Below are 19096 nucleotides of genomic sequence, written 5' to 3'. Positions count from 1 at the left end.
ACGGCCGCGGCCTAGTCGGCCAGTTCTTCGAGCAATCGCCGGGCGGCTTCCAGTTCGGCCTGCAGCGCTTGCACCTTGGCCTCCTGGGCTTCCCGCGCGGCATCGAGAATGCCGGCCACCACGTCGGCCACCTCGGGGTGCAGGATCTTGGCGGCCTGCGCCACCGCGGAACTGGGCACCGCGAGGCCGCGCACCGCGCGCTTCTTGCCGCTGACCACGTCGACGGACCATTCGCCGTCGGCGGTACCGGTCAGCGTGACCGTGACCTCGGGCGTCTTCGCCTTCGGCCGGGCCGCCGCCTTGGCGGGCTTCGCGCCGGCCGGGCTCGGCTTGGACACGGGCGCCTTGCTCGCGCCGCTGTCCTGTTCCGCCGATTCCGGCATGCTCGCAACGGGTTTCGGGACCACCGGGGGCGGGGTGACGGAACTGGCGGGGGTGGGTGTCGCAGTGCTCGTCAAGGTCGACGGCTGGGTCACGGGTGTTTCCTTCCTGGTTGTCGACTTCGGCTGGGCGGTGGAAACAGGCGCCGCACCTCGCTGCGGCTTGGTCAACGTCACTTCTGTCGGAGAAAAGGACAGTACATCCTTCGAGCCGGTGGGCCGGACCTGCAGGAAGTCTCCGTCGGCTGGATCGCCGAGCGCGATCACCTTTCCCGACCGTCCTTCCGGCACGCCCACCGCGGCGGCGGTGAACCACACCATGGGCGGCTTGCCGCCGGCGATTTCGGTGGCAATCCGCTGAATCTCGCTGTCCGACAATGGCTTGGGCTTGGTTCTGGTCGACGGCATTGATGACTCCGAGCAATATTCGTGGATGGCTGCGTGCACAGATGATGCCGCACCGCACCGACAGATTTGCAGGCCACCGGGAAATCGAGGCCGAGAACACGACGAAGCGCGGAGCCAGCGAACCCGGAGCTACGCCGCGGCGAGCCGGTCGGGATCGCCTTACCGCTCAGTGTTTTCGGCGGGCGTCAGTTCCGGTCGGGCGGCGCCTGCAGCGCCGGGAACCAGATATCGGCGAGCACCTCCGCGGCCCGCTCCGCGGACACGTTGATGGTGCCCTGGACGGCCCAGCGGGTGAAGAAGCGTTCGAGTTGGGCGACAAGCAGTTCCACCCGCAGCCGCGCCTCGTCCGCGCGGTCGGCGGGCCAGCGGGCGAGGTAGGAGGTCATCGCGTTGGGCAGCGCCATGATCCCGTTGCGCGCGATCTCGCGGAACTCCGACTCCAGCGCGGTGGCCTCGTCCCAGGCGGGCAGCAGGTCCTTGTGCTCGTGGAACCAGGCGATCGCCCGGGTCACCCAGGCGACGAACTCGGCCCGCGAACCGGTGTCGAGCACCCGGTCCAGGTCTTCGTAGAAATGCAGCGCGCTCGGGGCTGTGCCCTGTTCGGCGATCGCGCGCAGCACCTCTTGCTTGGAATTGAAGTGCAGGTAGAAGGTGGCGCGACTGCAACCGACGGCGGCGGCGATGTCGTCCACCCGCACCGCGGCATAACCCCGGTCGGTGAACAGCTCCTTGGCGCAGGCCAGCAGGCGAGCCCTGGTCTGCTGCTTCTGTTCGTCCCGCAGGTTGCTGCCCGCCGGGCTCGGGTTGGTGCGCAACGGCTACCCCATGTCGGTCGAATGCTGTGTCGACGTGCGACTTTCGCTGCTCGAGTGTACTGAAGCGAAGGTTCACCGCGTCTCACTAGACAATACGTCATTCACTAGACGCTGTGTCTAGCGAGTGTTACCTTGTTGCCTACGTCACTCCGGTCGCCACGGGTGAGTGACGTCCCGCTCAGCACGAGGACACTGAATGACTCCAACCGAACTCCCCCGCGTCGGCGTGATCGGTGCGGGCCCGTCCGGGATCACCGCCGCCAAACGATTGCAGGACCACGGCATCCCGTTCGATTGCTTCGAGGCCTCCGACGAGGTCGGCGGCAATTGGTATTTCAAGAACCCGAACGGCATGTCGGCGTGTTATCAATCGCTGCACATAGATACGAGCAAATTCCGGCTCGCCTTCGAGGATTTCCCGGTGCCCGCGGATTGGCCGGACTTTCCGCACCATTCGCAGTTGTTCCAGTACTTCAAGGACTACGTCGATCATTTCGGGTTGCGCGAGAAGATACTTTTCGACACCGTGGTGACCGCCGCCGAACGGGCGTCCGACGGCAGCTGGCTGGTGACGAGCAATGACGGCCACACCCGCCGCTACGACGCGTTGATCGTGTGCAATGGACACCACTGGGATCCGAATCTGCCCGACTATCCCGGGGAATTCGACGGCGTGCTGCTGCACAGCCACGCCTACAACGACCCGTTCGATCCGGTGGACATGCGCGGCAAGCGGGTCGTGGTGGTCGGGATGGGCAACTCCGGACTCGACATCGCCTCGGAACTGTCCCAGCGCTTCCTCGCCGCGAAACTCACCGTCTCGGCCCGGCGCGGGGTCTGGGTGCTGCCGAAGTACGTGCACGGCAAGGTCGGCGACAAACAGTCGGTGCCGAGCTGGATTCCGCGCAAGGTGTCGCTGCGGCTCAAGCAGCGGTTCGTCCGGAAGTTCCGGGGCGACATGGAGTTCTACGGCCTGCCCAAACCGGACCATCGCCCGTTCGAGGCGCATCCCTCGGCCAGCGAGGAGTTCCTGCACCGAGCCGGCTGCGGCGATATCGCCTTCAAGCCCGCGATCACCGCACTGGAGGGTCCGCGGGTGCGTTTCGCCGACGGCAGCACCGAGGAGGTGGACGTGATCGTCTGCGCCACCGGCTATCGGATCAGCTTCCCGTTCTTCGCCGATCCGGACCTGTTGCCGGACGCCCGAAATCGGTTCCCGCTGTTCCAGCACATGATGAAACCCGGTGTGCCCGACCTGTTCTTCCTCGGGCTGGCGCAGCCGCTGCCGACGCTGGTGAACTTCGCCGAGCAGCAGAGCAAGTTCGTCGCCGCCTATCTCACCGGCAACTATCTACCGCCCTCGGTACCGGAGATGAACGCGGCGATGCAGGCGGCCGAGGCCGCCCGGACCGGCCGCTACTACGACTCGCCCAGGCACACCATCCAGGTGGAGTTCGAACCGTACGTGCGGGCGATGCGGCGGGAAATGGCCGAGGGCGCGAAACGCGCTGCTGCGGCGGGCAACCCGTTGCCGGTGCCGGCCCGAGCGCTGGAGCGCGCGTGACCGGCGCGCCGCGGACGGCGGGTTACTGCGCGGACCGTTTCGCGCAGGTGCGCACGGAACTGGAGAACCACCTCGCCGCCGGCGAAGAGCTCGGCGCGGCCGTCTGCGTCACGGTGGACGGCGTCGCGGAGGTCGACCTGTGGGGCGGCTACCGCGATGTCGAGCGCACCCGGCCGTGGACGGCGGACACCCTGGTCAACGTGTTCTCGATCAGCAAGACGATGACCGCGCTGAGCGCTTTGCTGCTGGTCGACCGCGGCGAGCTCGACGTGCACCAGCGGGTGGCGCACTACTGGCCCGAATTCGCCGCGAACGGCAAGGGCGACATCGAGATTCGGCACCTGCTCGGCCACACCTCCGGCGTCTCGGGCTGGGCGCCGCCGATCGAGTTGCGCGATATCTACGACGCCGAGGCCGCCTGCGCTCGTCTCGCCGCCCAGCCGCCGTGGTGGGAGCCGGGCACCGCCTCGGGCTATCACGCGCTGAACTACGGGCACCTGATCGGCGAGGTGGTGCGGCGCGTCACCGGACAGACGCTGGGCCGGTTCTTCGCCGCCGAACTCGCCGAGCCGCTCGGCGCGGACTTCCACATCGGCACGCCCGCAACACATCACGACCGCATCGCGCCCCTCGTGCCGCCGCCGCAGCTCGAATTCGACCTGGCCGCACTGGATCAGGACAGCGTGCTGGTGAAAACGCTCACCAGCCCGCTGCTCGACCTCGCCGAGACCGCGAGCACCGGGTGGCGCGAGGCGGAGATCGGCGCGGTGAACGGGCACGGCAACGCCCGCTCGGTGGCGCGGGTGCAATCGCTGGTGTCCTGCGGCGGCGTGCTCGACGGCCGGCGCTTGCTGTCGGAGCGGACCATCGAGCTGATCTTCGAACAGCAGTCCGACGGTATCGATCTGGCACTGCTGGTGCCGCTGCGCTTCGGCCTCGGCTACGGGCTACCGCAGGCGCAGACCGCGCCTGCGGTACCGGACGGCCGGGTCTGCTGGTGGGCGGGCTACGGCGGCGCGATGGTGGTCAACGACCTGGACCGGCGCATCACCGTCGCGTACACCATGAACAAGATGGCGCCCGGCCTGATCGGTTCCCCGCGCGCCGACGCCTACCTGCGTGCGGTGTTCAACGCGGTACGGGCCGAGCAAGGCGCATCGGCATGATGCGCGCCTTACAGCTCACCGGGCCCGGCGTGCTCGAGCTGCGCGAGGTGCCGGTCCCTGAGATCGGGCCGGGCGAACTGCTGCTGCGGGTCGGCGCGGCCGGTATCTGCCATTCCGATCTGCATGTGCTGCACCTGCCGTTCCGGCTGCGCGCGGAGCCGCTGACGCTCGGACACGAGGTCGCGGGGACCATCGAGGCGGTCGGCGACGCGGTCGAGGGCCGCAGCGCCGGCGAACGCGGCGTCGTCTACCTGTGCTGGTCGTGCGGCCGGTGCCGGGAGTGCGCGTCCGGCAACGAGAACGTCTGCCTGGCCGCGGGCCGCACCGCGATGCCGCCGTGTCCGGGGCTCGGTCCGGACGGCGGCATGGCCGAGTACCTCCGCATGCCGGCCGACGCGTTCGTGCCGATCGGCGAGCTCGATTTCCGGCAGGCCGCTCCCCTCGCGGACGCGGCACTGACGAGCTACCACGCGATTCGCGGCGCGCGCGAGCATTTGCGGCCGGGCTCGGTGGCGGTGGTGATCGGCGTCGGCGGGCTGGGGCATGCGGCGGTGCAGATCCTCGCCGCGACCAGTGCGACCGAGGTGCTCGCGGTCGACGTGGCCGAGGACAAACTGGAATTGGCGACGCGCGGCGGCGCGGCCGCGGGCCTGCGGGCCGGCCCGGGCACCGCGCGGCAGATCCTCGACCGCACCGACGGCCGGGGCGCCGACGCGGTATTCGACTTCGTCGGCAACGACCAGACCTGTGCGCTCGCCGTCGCCACGGTCGCGCCGAACGGCGCCTACCGGATGATCGGCCTCGGCGGCGGCACGCCGGAGATCAGTGCGGCGCCCGCGGGCGGTCCGGGCTGGCCGTGGGGCGCCTCGATCCGAAAGTCCTACGGCGGCACCAAATCCGATCTGATCGAGTCCGTCGCGCTGGCTCGTTCGGGCAAGCTCGAGATCGCGGTCGAGCAGTACGCACTGGCCGACGGGCGCGCGGCGCTCGACCGGCTAGAGCGTGGGCTGGTCGCCGGTCGCGCGGTAGTGGTTCCATGAATGAGGGAGTGCGGTAGATGACGAAGCCGTTCGATGCACAGGCGTTCGCCGCGGCGGCCGTGGCCCGGTTGACCGGTCCCGGTGGCCGTTTCGAGATGGCGGTCGAGGAGGTGCTCGGTGCGCCGATGCCGGTGCTGCGCAACCGCGCCCGCTCGCTGGGCGAGGTCCTGGCCACCGCGGCGGACTGGGGCGCGCGCGACTACCTGGTGACCGACGACCGCCGGATCTCGTTCAGCGAGCACGCGGGCGCGGTCGGCGCGCTGGCCGCGGCGCTGCGGGACCGGTACGGCGTCGGCCGGGGCGACCGCATCGGCATCCTGGCCGCCAACACCCCGGAATGGGTCTGCGCGTTCTGGGCGGCGCAGCAGCTGGGCGCGATCGCGGTGGGTTACAACGCCTGGTGGACGCCGCGCGAGATCGCCTACGGCGTCGAACACACCGCCCCCGCCGTGCTCATCGTCGACGCGAAGCGCGCGGCCCTGGTCGCGGAACTGGATATCCGGGTGCCCGTGCTCACCATGGAACACGACCTGCCCGCGTTGCTCGCCGAATTCGCCGGTGCGATACCGGCACTCGCGCCGGTGGACGAGGACGACCCCGCCGTCGTCCTCTACACCAGCGGTACGAGCGGACGGCCGAAAGGCGCGGTGCACTCGCATCGAAACCTGGTGGCGGTCATCGGTTATCACCAGTTCAACGACGCGCTCGCGGCCGAGTTCGCGGGCGCCGGCGCGATACCGAGCGGCCGCAGGTTTCTGCTCACCTCGCCGCTGTTCCACATCGCCAGCCTGCACAACCTCGTGGTGCCCCGGCTGGTGACCGGTGACACCGCGGTGCTCTACCAGGGCGGCTTCGACGCCGACCGGGTGCTGCGGCTCATCGAACGCGAACGCGTCACCAATTGGGGCGCCATGCCCACCATGGCGACCCGGCTGCTCGAACGCGACCTGTCCGGGTACGACCTGTCCTCGCTGGTGTCCTTCTCGCTGAACTCCGCGCCGTCCTCGGCGGCACTGCAACATCAACTGCGCGAACGGCTTCCGGTCGCGCGAACCGCGCTGGTCACCAGTTACGGGCTCACCGAATCCAGCACGGCGGCCACCATCGCCACTCCGGCCGAACTCGCCGCGTTCCCGGATACCGTGGGCCGCCCCGTGATCGGGGCCGAGGTGCAGATCCGCGACAGTGCCGGGCAGGTCGTGGCGGACGGCGCCGAAGGTGAGATCTGCGTGCGCAGCCCGTATGTGATGCTCGGGTACTGGAACGACGACGCGGCCACCGCGGCGGCGATCACCGCCGACCGCTGGCTGCGCACCGGCGATATCGGGGTACTCACCGACGGCCGGCTGCGATTGTCCGGGCGGCGTTCGGATCTCATCCTGCGCGGCGGCGAGAACGTCTATCCCGTCGAGATCGAACAGTGCCTCGATGAGCATCCCGCGGTCCGCGAGTGCGCTGTCGTCGGCATCCCGGACCCGGATCTCGGCCAGCAGGTCGCCGCCGTGGTCGTGCTCGAAAACCCCACAGCGGCAACCGAAGCGGAGTTACGCGCGTTCGCCGCGGAACGGCTCGCCTACTACAAGGTGCCCGCGCGCTGGCGCCTCACCACCACCGAGCTGCCGCGCAACGCCACCGGCAAAGTGGTGCGCACGGGGATCGAAATCTGACGGGCACGGTTGACAGCACCGTAAAATTGCGACGGAACGGGTGACTTGGTTGCCCGGGCCGCTCGCGAGGAGTCGACGTGGACGTTTTCGAGCATCAGGGCAGGGCTGTGGCCTATGACCGGGTGGGCAGCGGGACGCCGGTCGTCTTCCTGCACAACGCGGGCACTCAGCGCCACATCTGGGACGACCAGGTGGCGGCGCTGCGCGACGACCACGAGGTGTTCGCGATCGATCTGCCCGGCTACGGACAATCCGAGCAGCCCGCCGCGGGCTATCGCCTCGCCGACTACGTGCGGATGCTCGGCGCCTTCCTCGACGCGCATCGGCTCGCCAGCGTGGCGCTCGTCGGCAATTGCCTCGGCAGCGCCACCGCCCTGCGCTACGCGATGGACCACCCGGAGCGCGTGCGCGCGCTCGTGCTGATCAACCCGCTCACCTGGGACACCGTCCGTTCCGGTCAGTCGGCGGGCCTGGCCTGGGCGGACGCACGACTCCCGCTGGCCCCGCTGGCGCGCAGGCTGGCGTTGCCCGGCCCGGCGGTGTCGCTGATCATCGGCAACCAGCTCGGCGCCCGCGGCCGAGCTCAGCAGCTGCAGCACTCGCCGAGGCTGCGTGCGCACTGGTCCGATCGCGGCCGCCTGCAGGCCCTGCACGGCTTGGTGCAGGACTTCCCCGCCTTCACGGCCTTCGACGAATTCACCCCGCCCGCCGCCTTCGCGCCGATCTGCACGATCTGGGGCCGGCAGAACCGCATTCTGTCGGCCCGCGCCGGCGCCCGGCTCAGCCGTACGCTGCGGGCGCATACCGCCGTGGAGCTGCCGGATTGCGGTCACCTGCCGATGGTGGAGGACCCGGCCAGGGTCAGCGCGGTCATCACCGACTTCCTCACGACGGCGCACCGGGACACGGTCCCCAAGGCCGCGGGTGATCGCTGAGTCGACGGCTCAGAGCGGCGCCGAGGTCGGGTACAGCTCGGCGAAGCTGTCCGAGCGCACACCGCAACCGGCGCACTCGAATTCGATGCCGAGGGTGAGCATCCAGGTGATCCGGGTGTGACAGGTATCGCACATGAAGTCCACCCCCTCGGGATGGCAGCACGGTCGTTTGCGGATGAACCACTCGGCGCGATGTCGGCAGGGGACGGTGTCGAAGCGCAGGGTGCAGGCCGGTGCGGCTGGGAGCTGAGCGACGATCGCCTCGAAAGTCGTTGGGACCGTTTCGGAGTTCATCGGTGGTACCTTCCGGCAGGACAGAGCGGGAGACCGCGGTGGGTCGGTGCGTACCCACACCAGGCAGATCGTTTGCTCAATAATTGCCGTTACGCGGTGTAGATTCGACGTCCGATACGTCCGCTACTGCCCGTTCCACCGGGTTTGATGAGACACCTTCCGGGAACCCGGTCGAATAGAGCCGTCGAGGAAAGGGATCCGTCATGTTGTTGCGCCGACTTGCCCGCCCACTACTTGCCACTGTCTTCGTCGTGGAGGGTGTCGATACGCTGCGGCACCCGGAGTCACGCGTGAAGGCGGCCACCGAGCTGGTGCAGCGCGGCCAGCGTCAGCTGCCCGAGCAGTACGCCGCGAAACTGCCGAACGATCCGGGGACCGTCGTCCAGGTCAACGCCGCCGCGCAGGTTGCTGGCGGTGTGCTCCTTGCGCTCGGCAAAGCGCCACGCCTGGCCGCGCTGGTACTCGCGGCGACCGTTGTCCCGGCCACGGTCACCGAACAGGACTTCTGGAACGAACCCGATCCCGCGCAGAAGGCGACCAAGCGCAACGCCTTCCTCAAGGATCTCGGACTGCTCGGCGGGCTGATGATCGCGGCTGCCGATACCGAGGGCAAGCCGTCGCTGGGCTGGCGGGGCAGGCGCGCCGCCCGTGGTGCGGCCGCGACGGTCAGCGCCGCGCTGCCGTTCACCGGATCGTCGGAGGGCGCCGCGACCGAGGGGCTGCGCCGCCGGGCGCACGAAGTCGCTTCGGCGGCAGGCGCTCTCGGCAGCACCGCGGCCACCAAGGGCGCCGAACTCGCCGACACCGTGCAGCAGCACGGCCCCGAATGGGCCGCCGCCGCAAAGGAACACGCGGCACCGCTGGTGGAGACCGCGAAGGAACGCGGCGCCGAACTCGCCGATGTGGCCAAGCATCGCGGCGCCGAACTCGCCGAGCGCGCCAGGACCCGCGGCCCCAAATGGGCCGAACTGGCCAAGGAACGCAGCGCCGAACTCGCCGAGCTGGCCAAAGAACGCGGCGCCGAGCTGGCCGATGTCGCCAAGCACCGCGGCGCCGAGTGGGCCGAGGTGGCCAAGGAACGCGGCGCCGAGCTGGCCGAAACCGCGCGCGAGCGCAGCGCCGAACTCGCCGACACCGCTCGCGACCGCGCACCCGAACTCGCCGAGACCGCCCGCAAGCGGGGCAACCGGTTCGCGGACACGGCCCGGCACCGGGTGGAGCAGCGGCTGCACTGAGATCGAGAACTAAGCCGACTCTTCGTATCCCACGCCACGATCGACCAGCACGGCGTCCAGCGACCGCACCCGGCGGAAGCTGGGCGCCAAGCCGGTTACTTCGATCGCACGATCGACGCTGCGCGTCTTGGTGATCAAAACCATTCGCCGACACATCTTTTCGAGATGCGCCTGGGCGTCGAACAGCACGCGCAGACCGGCGGCGGACAAGAAGGTGACCGGCGAGAGATCAATGACGATCACCGCGGATCGGGCGCCGATGACTCGGCTCAGCTGATCGCGGAAGCTCGGTGCGGTCCACAGATCAATTTGGCCGTACACCATCATCATCGCGATATCGTGCCGTGGGCGGAACACCGAAAAACGAAGCAGGTCAGCGACTTCGGCCGACGTGCCCGGCGAAACAGCGGCGTAGCGCGCATCGTCGTTGCTGGACATTGGACGACTCCTCGGCCCGTCCCGGTGGCGGGGCGGGCCTGTCTACCAAGTGAAGCACGGCGTATCCGGGCGTGTACAGCACAGCGGCCTTTCGACAACGCTGCGCCCTTCGAACAACGCAGCACCCTTCGAACAACGCGCGCCCTTCGAACAGTCCAGCGGCTTCGAACTACACCGCGCTCGTCAGCTCGCGGCTTGCTTGCCGAGCGCGCCCGCGAAGAGCAAGCCGCCGATGACCGCGGCAGGGACGCCCAGCACGATGGTGCCGATGATCGCGCCGATCGGGGCGGCGGCGGCACCGGTCACCAGGCACCCACCGAGGAACCCGGGGACCGCGAGCACGCCGATCGTCGGCACCGCGGCCGCGGCACCGACCAAGGCCCCGCCCGCGACACAGCCGAGAGCGGCGCCGATGGTCGTGCCGATCAGCGTGCCGAGTGCCACACCGAGGCCCGCGACCGTGGCGAAGTTCATCACCGCGGTATTGAAGTCGGTGGACTGTGGGTCGATGGCGATGTCGCGAAGTTCGGCCGGAGCGGGCTTTGCGGTCGCGGGGTCGGTACCGGGCGTGAGGGTGGCGGTGCGGCCGTCGATCCGCACTGTGATCGGCCATACTTTGTTGTCGTTTTGATAGCTGAGCGGCATCGCAATTACCAGACGGTCGGCCGGATCGCGCACCTCGAAACGGCCGTCGACCGCGCGCAGCGCGCCCACATCGGTGCTGAGCACCACCGAATCGCCGACCGCGCTTGCCGTGTAGTGCATTTCGGCCGGCTCCGCCTGCGCGTGCGTGGTGGCGGCCGAACCGGTCAGTGCGGCAATCACACAGAAACCCACCGCGGCGAATGTCGTTCTACCCATGGAAGTCCCCTCATCGTCTCGCGTCGGTGCACACCGACAGCGGATCCGGCGCGACCGAGGCGCGCCTACGTAATCGAAAGATGTTGCAGAGAAGCGATATTGGCGATTCAACCGAAACCTGCCGGTTCGCCGTGCGAGCGGTGGCCGTCCACCGCGGAAGGACGCTAGCGGCAGCCGCCGGGCCGCGCAACCGTCGACCGCCGAGTGTCGGCCAGGTCACAGCAACCGCACGCGACGGGGCGAATCGGTCGAAATTGCGGGGAACTACCGGCTGTAGTGGGCCGACTAAGTGGTCATGCAGCGAACAGCCATGCGGATCAGCCCGCAGGGAGATTTCGGTGTGGTGATCGAGGACTTCGACCCCGCATCGCAGGAAGACGTCCGTGCGGTCAAGCGGGCGGTGTACCGCGAGCGCATCGCCGTGCTCAAGGGCGTCGAACTCGATCCGCACCAATTCCTCGCGCTGGCACGCGGTTTCGGTGAACCGGTGCGGTACTACGAGCCGATCTACCATCACCCCGACGTGCCCGAGGTATTCGTATCGTCCAATGTCGGTAGCGGTCCGCAGCGGGTCGGTGTGCCCAAGACCGGGAAGTTCTGGCATTCGGACTACGGGTTCATGCCCCGCCCGTTCGACCTGACCTTCATCCTGCCCCAGGTGGTCCCCCAGCACAGCCGTGGCACCTACTTCCTCGACCTGGTCGCCGCCTACCGCGGGCTGAGCCCCGAATTGCAGCGCGAACTCACCGACACGGTCGCCACCCACAGCGTGGCCCGCTACTTCAAGATCCGGCCGAGCGATGTCTATCGGCCCATTTCCGAGGTGCTTGCCGAAATCGAGGCCAAAACCCCGCCGGTACACCTGCCCACGGTGCATCCGCACCCCCATACCGGTGAGCCGGTGCTCTATATCAGCGAAGGCTTCACGACCTCGATCACCGGCGCGGACGGGACCGACCGGCCCGAATTGCTGCGCGAATTGCTCAGTGTCACCGGCCAACTCGACGAGACGTGCACGCATCCGGCGATCCGGCTGCAGACCTTCGAGCGGGGTGATCTGCTGATCTGGGACAACCGCGCCATGGTGCACCGGGCGCTGCACAACGCCACCGCCGAGCCCGCGGTGTCGCATCGGGTCACCGTCTACGACGACGAACCGGGCGTGCCGGCATGACCGATCGGGTGTTCCCGGACGATCCGTTGCTGCTGGCGCAGGTCCTGCACTGTTACAAGCCGCACTGCCGCTATCTGCGTACGCTCGAGGTTCGCTCGGGCGAGAGGGTCACCGCCACCGGGACTTTCGAGATACCCGAGTCCTGCTACATCGACGCGACCGGCCACCTCAACTCGGTCGAGGTGAACATCTGCTACAACCAGATGCTCTATCAGACCATCGCGGTCATGGTGCGCGAGCAACTCGGGGTCTTCACCGGGTGGACGATGGACGATTTCTGGCGCCGCCAGCTGCCGGACATTCTGATCACCCGCTTCCACAGCGACTTCCGCAGGCCGATCGACCCACGCCGTTTCTCCGGCGAGTTCACCCTCGACGGCAGCCGGGAGCGCACGAGCTCGCTCGACGGCACGCCGTTCACCGGGTTGGACACCTCGTTCCGCTGCTGGGACGACCACGGCGGAAACTGTGCCGGCGTCGTCCGATTGGCGGTCGTCGACGCGGCCCGTCCGGTGGGAGCCGCGCGATGAGTACCCGCACGGTGACTTCGATGCTCGAAGAGCACGCGGCGCACCGCCCTGAAACGGTCGCGATCTCCTGTGCTGGAAGAGAACTCGACTACGCACAGCTGCGTGCCGACAGTATCCGGCTCGCCCGCGCGCTGAGCGCCGCCGGCATAGCCGCAGACGACAGGGTGGCCTATCTGGGCCAGGAATCCGTCGACTACTACGCGCTGTTCTTCGCCTGCGCGCGACTCGCGGCGGTGCTGGTCCCGATCAATTTCCGGTTGACCGCACCGGAGGTCGAACACATCATCGGCGACTCGGGCAGTACGGTCGTGCTGGTCGACACCGAATCCGCGGAAATCGCGCGGGTCGCCGCGCCGCGCGCCCGCATCGTCGACCTGGGTGGCGCCGAGTTCGCGAGCTGGCTGGCCGGTCCCGCCGAGCCCGCACCGGACACCTCGGTCGGCGGCGGCGACGATGCGGTGATCCAGCTCTACACCAGCGGCACCACCGGCTTGCCCAAAGGCGTTGTGCTGGCGCAGCGCAGCTTCTTCGCCATCGCCGACGCGCTGGCCGACGCGGGACTGGACTGGATCGACTTCCGCCCGGGCGAGCGCAGCCTTATCGGCATCCCCGGCTTCCACGTCGGCGGAATCTGGTGGGCCATGCAGGGTTTCGCGGCGGGCGTGACCAACGTCGCGATGCCGCGGTTCGACAGCGGCACCGCGCTGACACTGATCGCGCAAACCGGGATCACCACCATGTGTGTCGTCCCGTCGATGCTGCGGCTGATCATGTCCGAGCCCGCGATCAGCCCGGCGGCGGTCGAGTCGGTGCGCAAGGTGGTCTATGGGGGCTCACCGATTTCGGAGACCCTGTTGCGAGAGGCGCTCGAGCTCTTCGACGCCGAGTTCGCCCAGATCTACGGCCTGACCGAAACCGGGAACACCGCGATCTGCCTGCCGCCGCAGGATCATGTGCCGGGCAATCCCCGGCTGGCCGCCGCGGGGCGACCGTATCCCGGTGTGTCCGTGCGGATCATCGATGCCGCCGGGACGCCGCGGCCGCCTGGGGAGGTCGGCGAGATCTGCCTGCGCTCCCCCGCCGCCATGCTCGGCTATTGGCAGCGGCCCGAGGCCACGAGCCAGACGCTGATCGACGGCTGGATCCACACCGGCGACGCCGGATACGTCGACGCCGACGGCTACCTGTATATCCGAGATCGGTTGAAGGACATGATCATCGTGGGTGGCGAGAACATCTACCCCGCCGAGATCGAGAACGTCCTCGCCAGACATCCCGCCGTCGCGGATTCGGCGGTGATCGGCGTGCCGGACGACGTGTTCGGCGAATCGGTGCACGCGTTCGTCGCGTGCCGACCGGACGCGCAGGTGCGGGTGCGTGACCTGATGACGTTCTGCCGGGAACACTTGGCGTGGTTCAAGATACCGGCCCGCTTCGAGTTGATCGCCGCCGTGCCCCGAAATCCCAGCGGCAAGATCATGCGCTGGCAATTGCGCGAGCGGTTCTGGGCCGAGCGGGAAAGACAGGTGAACTGAATGGAACCGCTGACCTATGCCGCGGTGCGCGCGGACATCGCCGACGTGCTCTATCTCGAACCGGACGAGCTCACCGACACCGAGGATCTGTTCGCCGCCGGGTTGGACTCGGTGCGCCTGATGGGGCTCATCGAACGGTGGAAGAAGCGTGGCGCCGCACCGGCATTCGTCGATCTGGCCGAGCACCCCACCCTCGCCGCGTGGTGGCCGTTGCTCGCGCCGCGCCCGGCACGGTGAGTTCGCCGCAGGGACGGCCGCTCACCGCCGCCCAGCTCGGCGTCTGGCTCGGCCAGCAGCTGGACCCGGCGTCGTCGGCGTTCAATATCGCCGAGTACGTGGATATTTCCGGCCCGCTCGAGCTGGACGCGCTGGTGGCCGCCGTCCGCGCCGCGGTAGCCGAGACCGAAGTACTGCGAACCCGGTTCGTTGCCGAAGGTCCGCGTCAACTCGAGCACACGCCGGATCAGGTGGTGCAGGTGGTGGACGTCTCGGACGCGCCGGATCCGTTGGCGGCCGCCCGCGCACTGATGGACCGGGACGTCGCCGAGCCGCGCGATCTCACCGGCGACGAGTTGTTCGCGCACATCATCTTCCGGCTCACGCCACACCGCACGCTCTGGTATCACCGCGTGCACCACATCCTGCTCGACGGCTACGGCATGGCGTTGATCGCGCGCCGCGTCGCCGAGCTGTACACCGCGCGCGTCACCGGAACGCCCACGCCGCCCTACGCTTTCGGGTCCTGGGACGCGGTGATCGCGGCGGACGCGGCGTATGCCGAATCACCGGAGATCGAACGCGACCGTGCGTACTGGCTCGACTACCTCGGCGACCGCCCGGCCCCGGTGACGCTGTCCGGCGCCACACCGCACCCGCCGAGCCGCGCGGGCCGGACCCTGCGGGAGTTCACCGCACTGGACGCCGAGACGGTCGCGCTGTTGCGCCGGGTCGCTGAGACCGCCCGCGCGAACTGGACTGACGTGCTCACCACGGCCGTCGCCGCCTACGTCCACCGGATGACCGGAGCGACCGAGGTATGCCTCGCGCTGCCGGTCATGCTGCGCACCGGCACTCCCGCACTGCGGGTGCCGTGCATGACGCTCAACGGCGTCGCGCTGTGGACCGAATTCGCGGACGAGCCGACGCTGACCACGCTCACCGGCCGGGTCGCCCGCGATCTGGTGCGCGGCCGGCGCCACCAGCGGTATCGGAGCGAGCAGGTGCGTCGCGACCTGGGTCTGGTCGGCACCGATCGCAGCATGTACGGGCCCTCGGTCAACATCATGCTGTTCGACTACGACCTGCGTTTCGGCGCGTGCACCAGCACGGTGCACAACGTCACCGCCGGGATGATCGACGATCTGGTGTTCAACCTCTACGACCGCGGCGACGGCAACGCGCCCACGCTGTACCTCGACGGTCATCCCAGCTCCTATACCGCCGCCGAACTCGCCACTCAGCTGCGGCGGTTCACCACGTTCCTGCGTCGCGTGCTGACCGAGCCCGATCGCCCGCTCAACGCGATCGATCTGTTCCTGCCGGGCGAACGAGCGGCGCTGCACGCCGCCAGTCGCGGGCCTGATCGCCGGTGGCCGGAGCAGCCGGTGCACGAGGTGCTGGCAGCGCAGACCCTGCGGTCGACAACGGCGACGGCGATCGTCGCCACCGGTCGCGACGGACGGCGGGAATCGTGGTCCTACGGCGAACTCGCCACGCGGACAAAGCAATGGCAGGCCGCGCTGACAGCGGCGGGTACGCGTCCGGGAAGCGCCGTGGCCGTATTGCTCCCGCGCACCGGCGATGCGATCGCCGCCGTCTTCGCCGTACTGGCCTGCGGTGCGATCTATGTCCCGTTGGACCCGGGACAGCCCGCCGCCCGCACCGCCCTGCTGCTCGACGGGCTTCGTGGCCGAACCGAACTCGCCGCGATAATCACCACGACCGCACTGACTCCGCTGCTTCCCACCACACTCGCCGATCGAGCGGTTCTGGTCGACGACCTGGCTGCGGCCACCGCGGACGATGCCACGCCGCCCGTGCATCCCGATCATCCGGCGTGGGTGATCCACACCTCCGGCACCACCGGCACACCCAAAGCCACGGTGATCTCGCACCGATCCGTCCGGAACCTTTACCACCACCATCGCGAGCAGCTGATCGAACCCGCGGTGGCGGCGTGCGGTGGCAGGCGGATGCGGGCGGCGCTCACCGCGTCGATGACCTTCGATACCGCGTGGGAGGGCCTGCTCTGGCTGCTGGCGGGCCACGAACTGCATGTCATCGATGACGAGCTGCGGCGCGACCCCGACGCGCTGGTCCGCTACATCCGCGCGCAGCGCATCGACTTCCTCGATATCACACCGACTTTCGCGCGCGAGCTGCTCGCGGCGGGATTGCTCGCCGGGCCGCACCGGCCCGCGGTGCTCGCGCTCGGCGGCGAGGCGACCGACGCGGCCCTGTGGTCCGCGTTGCGCGCCGAGCCGGAGATCTCGGTCTACAACCTCTACGGGCCCACCGAATGCACCGTCGACGCCACCTGGACCACGGTGGCCGCACACGCCGCGCCGTCCATCGGGCGGCCGGTCAGCAACGGGCAGTGCCACGTGCTCGACCGGGCGCTGCGGCCGGTGCCGCCGGGGGTGGTGGGCGAACTGTACGTAGGCGGGCTACCCGTCGGGCAGGGCTATCTCGGCGAATCGGGCGCTACCGCCACGAGATTCGTCGCCGACCCGTTCGACCTGAAGGGTGGGCGGCTCTATCGCACCGGCGATCTGGTGCGCAGGCAGCCGGGCGGTGCTCTGGATTATCTCGGACGCGGCGATACCCAGATGTCGCTGCGCGGCTATCGAATCGAGGTCGGTGAGGTCGAAGCCGCATTGGCCGCCCACCCCGACGTCGGCGGCGCGGCGGTGCGGATACACGCGCAGGTGCTCGTCGCCTATGTGGTGCCCACGGCGGGCGCGGCGCTGCCGGACCCGCGCGCGCTGCGCCTGCACCTAGCGGCACGGCTGCCCGACTACATGGTGCCGTCGATCTATCTCGAGCTGAAGCGCCTGCCGCACACCGCCAACGGCAAACTGGACCGGGCGGCGCTGCCCGCGCCGCCGACCGCCGTTGCCACCGAACGGCCCGCCCGCACGCCCGCCGAGCGGACGCTGGTGCGGTTGTTCGCCGAGGCGCTCGAGCTCGATTCGGTGGGCATCGAGGACGACTTCTTCGCGCGCGGTGGGCATTCGCTGCGCGCGGCCCGGGTGCTCAACGGAATACGTGCCGCCTTCGGTGTGCGCTGGGATCTGCGCACCATGTTCGACACACCGACCGTCGCCGGGATGGCCGAGCGGCTCGAGTCGGGCCGATCCGCCGATGAATTACCCTGGCGGACAGCCGATCTAGAAGAAGACGTGCACCTGGTCGACGACCTCGTCGCGATCGGCGAGGCGTCGGCGCCGCCCCGGGTCGCGCTGCTCACCGGTGCGACCGGGTTCCTCGGTGCGTTCCTGCTCACGGCTCTGCTGGAACGGACCGACCTACGGGTGTACTGCCTCGTCCGAGCGCCGGACGACGCTGCCGCGACGACCCGGCTGCGGGACACCCTCGCACGCTACGGACTTGGCGACCAGGCGGATATACCGCACCCGGGATCTGCCCGGCGCGAATCCCGGATCATCCCGCTCGCCGGAGATCTCGCCGAGCCGCTGCTCGGACTGTCTCCCGAGCGCTACCGGGAGCTCGCCGACACCGTGGACACCATCGTGCACAACGGCGCTCGGGTCCATCACTTCGAGCCTTACGCCAGGCTGCGTCCGGCGAATGTCGAAGGGACCGCGCGCATTCTGCGGCTGGCCTGCACCGGCAATGCCACCTCGGTACATTTCGTCTCCTCCGTCGACACCGCTTTCGCGGTCGACGGAAATCCGGCGGTGCTGAGCGAGGATCGCCGGGTGGCCGCGACGTCGTTGCCGCCCAACGGTTATGTCGCGAGCAAGTGGGTGTCGGAGGGGCTGCTGTATGCCGCCGCCGCGCGCGGTGTGCCGGTGACGGTGACCCGGCCGGGCCGGATCGGCGGGCACTCCGGGACCGGCGCGTCCGGCCCGGACGACGCGTTCTGGAGCCTGCTGCGCGCGATGGTCGTGCTCGAAGCGGTCCCCGACGAGCTGTACCGGACGGGCACGGTGGACACGGTCCCGGTGGATTGGGTGGCCGCTGCCATCGCCCACCTGGTCACGCACCGGGCCGTCGGTCGGACGTGCCATCTGACCAGCGAGCAGCCGCTGCCCTTCGCGGCGATCGTCGGGGTGCTGCGCGAATCCGGATATCCGATCGCGACCGTCCCCGCGACGGACTGGCACAACCGTTTGACCGCACTGGCGGATCAGGCTTCGGCGCAGGGCGATCACACCTTGACCATCGCCCGCGCGCACGCCGCACACCTGGCGCGGCCGGGCGCCGCCGTCGCCTACAGCCGCACGAATACTCACGCCGCCCTGGCGGATGCCGCCGTACCGCAACCGGATTCGCTGGCCGCAGTGCGGGCCGGCGTCGACTACCTGATTCGAACCCGTTTCCTCCCGCCGCCCCCGGTCCCGGTCGGCGCGCAACCATCGAAGAGGCACCCATGCTGATCAAACACGCACTGCTGCCGGTACTCGCGGCGGGTGTGCTCGCCGCGACCGCCTGCACCACGTCGGTGACCGATGCCACCGATACCCGGCCCGCGTCCGCGGCGACCGACGGCGTCACGAAATACCCGCTGTCCCTTGAGAACTGCGGAAAGAGCTACACGTTCACCGCTGCCCCGACACGCGTCGTGGTGATGAACGGCGGTTCGGTCGGCGAGGTGTCGGCGCTGCTCGCACTCGGCGTGGCCGACCGGGTGGTGGCCAACGCCCAGTCCTACGGCAATTCCGACGTGCCGGGCCGAGCCGCCGCGATCGATGCGCTCCCCACCGGGAACATCACCCCGAACAGCCTGCAGGACATTCCCAAGGAGGCCATGCTGAACCAACGGCCCGATCTCGTGATATCCACCGGCGGTGGCGGTTTCGCCGCCGACC

16 protein-coding genes and 1 pseudogene are annotated in these 19096 nt (G+C 69.1%); 12 read left to right on the top strand and 5 right to left on the bottom strand.

The features are described from left to right. Positions 1-11: 11 nt before the first annotated feature. Together NBRGI_RS17190 and NBRGI_RS17185 are read right to left on the bottom strand one after the other, a co-directional pair. Positions 12-788, bottom strand: coding sequence for a DUF6319 family protein (locus NBRGI_RS17190; RefSeq protein WP_029897518.1), 777 nt, complete (start codon positions 786-788; stop codon positions 12-14). Between the two features lie 185 nt (positions 789-973). Continuing rightward, positions 974-1603: a TetR/AcrR family transcriptional regulator gene (locus NBRGI_RS17185; RefSeq protein WP_014987663.1), complete on the bottom strand. Its 630-nt coding sequence runs from the start codon at positions 1601-1603 to the stop codon at positions 974-976. 196 nt (positions 1604-1799) lie between these two features. Between NBRGI_RS17185 and NBRGI_RS17180 the strand changes: the two genes are divergently transcribed. The 5 genes from NBRGI_RS17180 (at position 1800) to NBRGI_RS17160 (ending at position 7975) form a co-directional block, all read left to right on the top strand. Beyond that, on the top strand, positions 1800-3167 hold the full coding sequence (locus tag NBRGI_RS17180; protein WP_029897516.1) for a flavin-containing monooxygenase: 1368 nt from the start codon (positions 1800-1802) through the stop codon (positions 3165-3167). Continuing rightward, positions 3164-4333: an EstA family serine hydrolase gene (locus NBRGI_RS17175; protein WP_029897515.1), complete on the top strand. Its 1170-nt coding sequence runs from the start codon at positions 3164-3166 to the stop codon at positions 4331-4333. The genes NBRGI_RS17180 and NBRGI_RS17175 overlap by 4 nt, the downstream gene beginning before the upstream one ends. Next, a complete protein-coding gene (locus NBRGI_RS17170) occupies positions 4333-5373 on the top strand; it encodes an NAD(P)-dependent alcohol dehydrogenase (protein WP_029897513.1) in 1041 nt (346 codons plus the stop codon). The genes NBRGI_RS17175 and NBRGI_RS17170 overlap by 1 nt, the downstream gene beginning before the upstream one ends. Before the next feature lie 17 nt (positions 5374-5390). Continuing rightward, positions 5391-7040, top strand: coding sequence for a class I adenylate-forming enzyme family protein (locus NBRGI_RS17165; protein ID WP_029897511.1), 1650 nt, complete (start codon positions 5391-5393; stop codon positions 7038-7040). 77 nt (positions 7041-7117) lie between these two features. Next, a complete protein-coding gene (locus NBRGI_RS17160) occupies positions 7118-7975 on the top strand; it encodes an alpha/beta fold hydrolase (RefSeq protein ID WP_063726282.1) in 858 nt (285 codons plus the stop codon). Between the two features lie 9 nt (positions 7976-7984). Here the strand turns inward: NBRGI_RS17160 and NBRGI_RS17155 are convergent, their stop codons facing one another. Further along, the gene (locus tag NBRGI_RS17155; RefSeq protein ID WP_029897507.1) at positions 7985-8269 is read right to left on the bottom strand and encodes a hypothetical protein; all 285 of its coding nucleotides are present in this window, start codon (positions 8267-8269) and stop codon (positions 7985-7987) included. 203 nt (positions 8270-8472) lie between these two features. Here NBRGI_RS17155 and NBRGI_RS17150 point away from each other — a divergent pair, with 203 nt between their 5' ends. Further along, positions 8473-9504, top strand: coding sequence for a DoxX family protein (locus NBRGI_RS17150; RefSeq protein ID WP_029897505.1), 1032 nt, complete (start codon positions 8473-8475; stop codon positions 9502-9504). A 9-nt stretch (positions 9505-9513) separates the two neighbouring features. On the opposite strand, the gene NBRGI_RS45255 is transcribed toward NBRGI_RS17150, so the two are convergent. Together NBRGI_RS45255 and NBRGI_RS17140 are read right to left on the bottom strand one after the other, a co-directional pair. Then, positions 9514-9942 carry an STAS domain-containing protein gene (locus NBRGI_RS45255; protein ID WP_051727843.1) on the bottom strand — a complete coding sequence of 143 codons (429 nt, stop codon included), beginning with the start codon at positions 9940-9942 and terminating at the stop codon, positions 9514-9516. Positions 9943-10125: 183 nt separating this feature from the next. Continuing rightward, on the bottom strand, positions 10126-10803 hold the full coding sequence (locus tag NBRGI_RS17140; protein WP_051727842.1) for a hypothetical protein: 678 nt from the start codon (positions 10801-10803) through the stop codon (positions 10126-10128). A 295-nt stretch (positions 10804-11098) separates the two neighbouring features. Here NBRGI_RS17140 and scoE point away from each other — a divergent pair, with 295 nt between their 5' ends. The 6 genes and pseudogenes from scoE to NBRGI_RS17110 form a co-directional block, all read left to right on the top strand. Next, on the top strand, positions 11099-11977 hold the full coding sequence (gene scoE, locus NBRGI_RS17135) for a (3R)-3-[(carboxymethyl)amino]fatty acid oxygenase/decarboxylase (RefSeq protein ID WP_235210988.1): 879 nt from the start codon (positions 11099-11101) through the stop codon (positions 11975-11977). After that, positions 11974-12507: an FcoT family thioesterase gene (locus NBRGI_RS17130; RefSeq protein ID WP_029897497.1), complete on the top strand. Its 534-nt coding sequence runs from the start codon at positions 11974-11976 to the stop codon at positions 12505-12507. The genes scoE and NBRGI_RS17130 overlap by 4 nt, the downstream gene beginning before the upstream one ends. Further along, a complete protein-coding gene (locus tag NBRGI_RS17125; RefSeq protein ID WP_029897494.1) occupies positions 12504-14042 on the top strand; it encodes a long-chain-fatty-acid--CoA ligase in 1539 nt (512 codons plus the stop codon). Before NBRGI_RS17130 ends, NBRGI_RS17125 begins: the two co-directional genes overlap by 4 nt. After that, positions 14043-14279: a phosphopantetheine-binding protein gene (locus NBRGI_RS17120; protein ID WP_029897492.1), complete on the top strand. Its 237-nt coding sequence runs from the start codon at positions 14043-14045 to the stop codon at positions 14277-14279. Further along, complete coding sequence (locus tag NBRGI_RS17115) at positions 14243-18664, top strand: non-ribosomal peptide synthetase (RefSeq protein WP_051727841.1); 4422 nt, start codon at positions 14243-14245, stop codon at positions 18662-18664. Before NBRGI_RS17120 ends, NBRGI_RS17115 begins: the two co-directional genes overlap by 37 nt. Then, a pseudogene (locus tag NBRGI_RS17110) lies at positions 18658-19096 on the top strand (ABC transporter substrate-binding protein); the annotation flags it as partial. The gene NBRGI_RS17115 and the pseudogene NBRGI_RS17110, both read left to right, overlap by 7 nt.

The organism is Nocardia brasiliensis IFM 10847 (assembly GCF_000710915.1).
Lineage (GTDB): Bacteria > Actinomycetota > Actinomycetes > Mycobacteriales > Mycobacteriaceae > Nocardia > Nocardia brasiliensis_A.
This window is presented reverse-complemented; position numbering and strand designations above follow the sequence as displayed.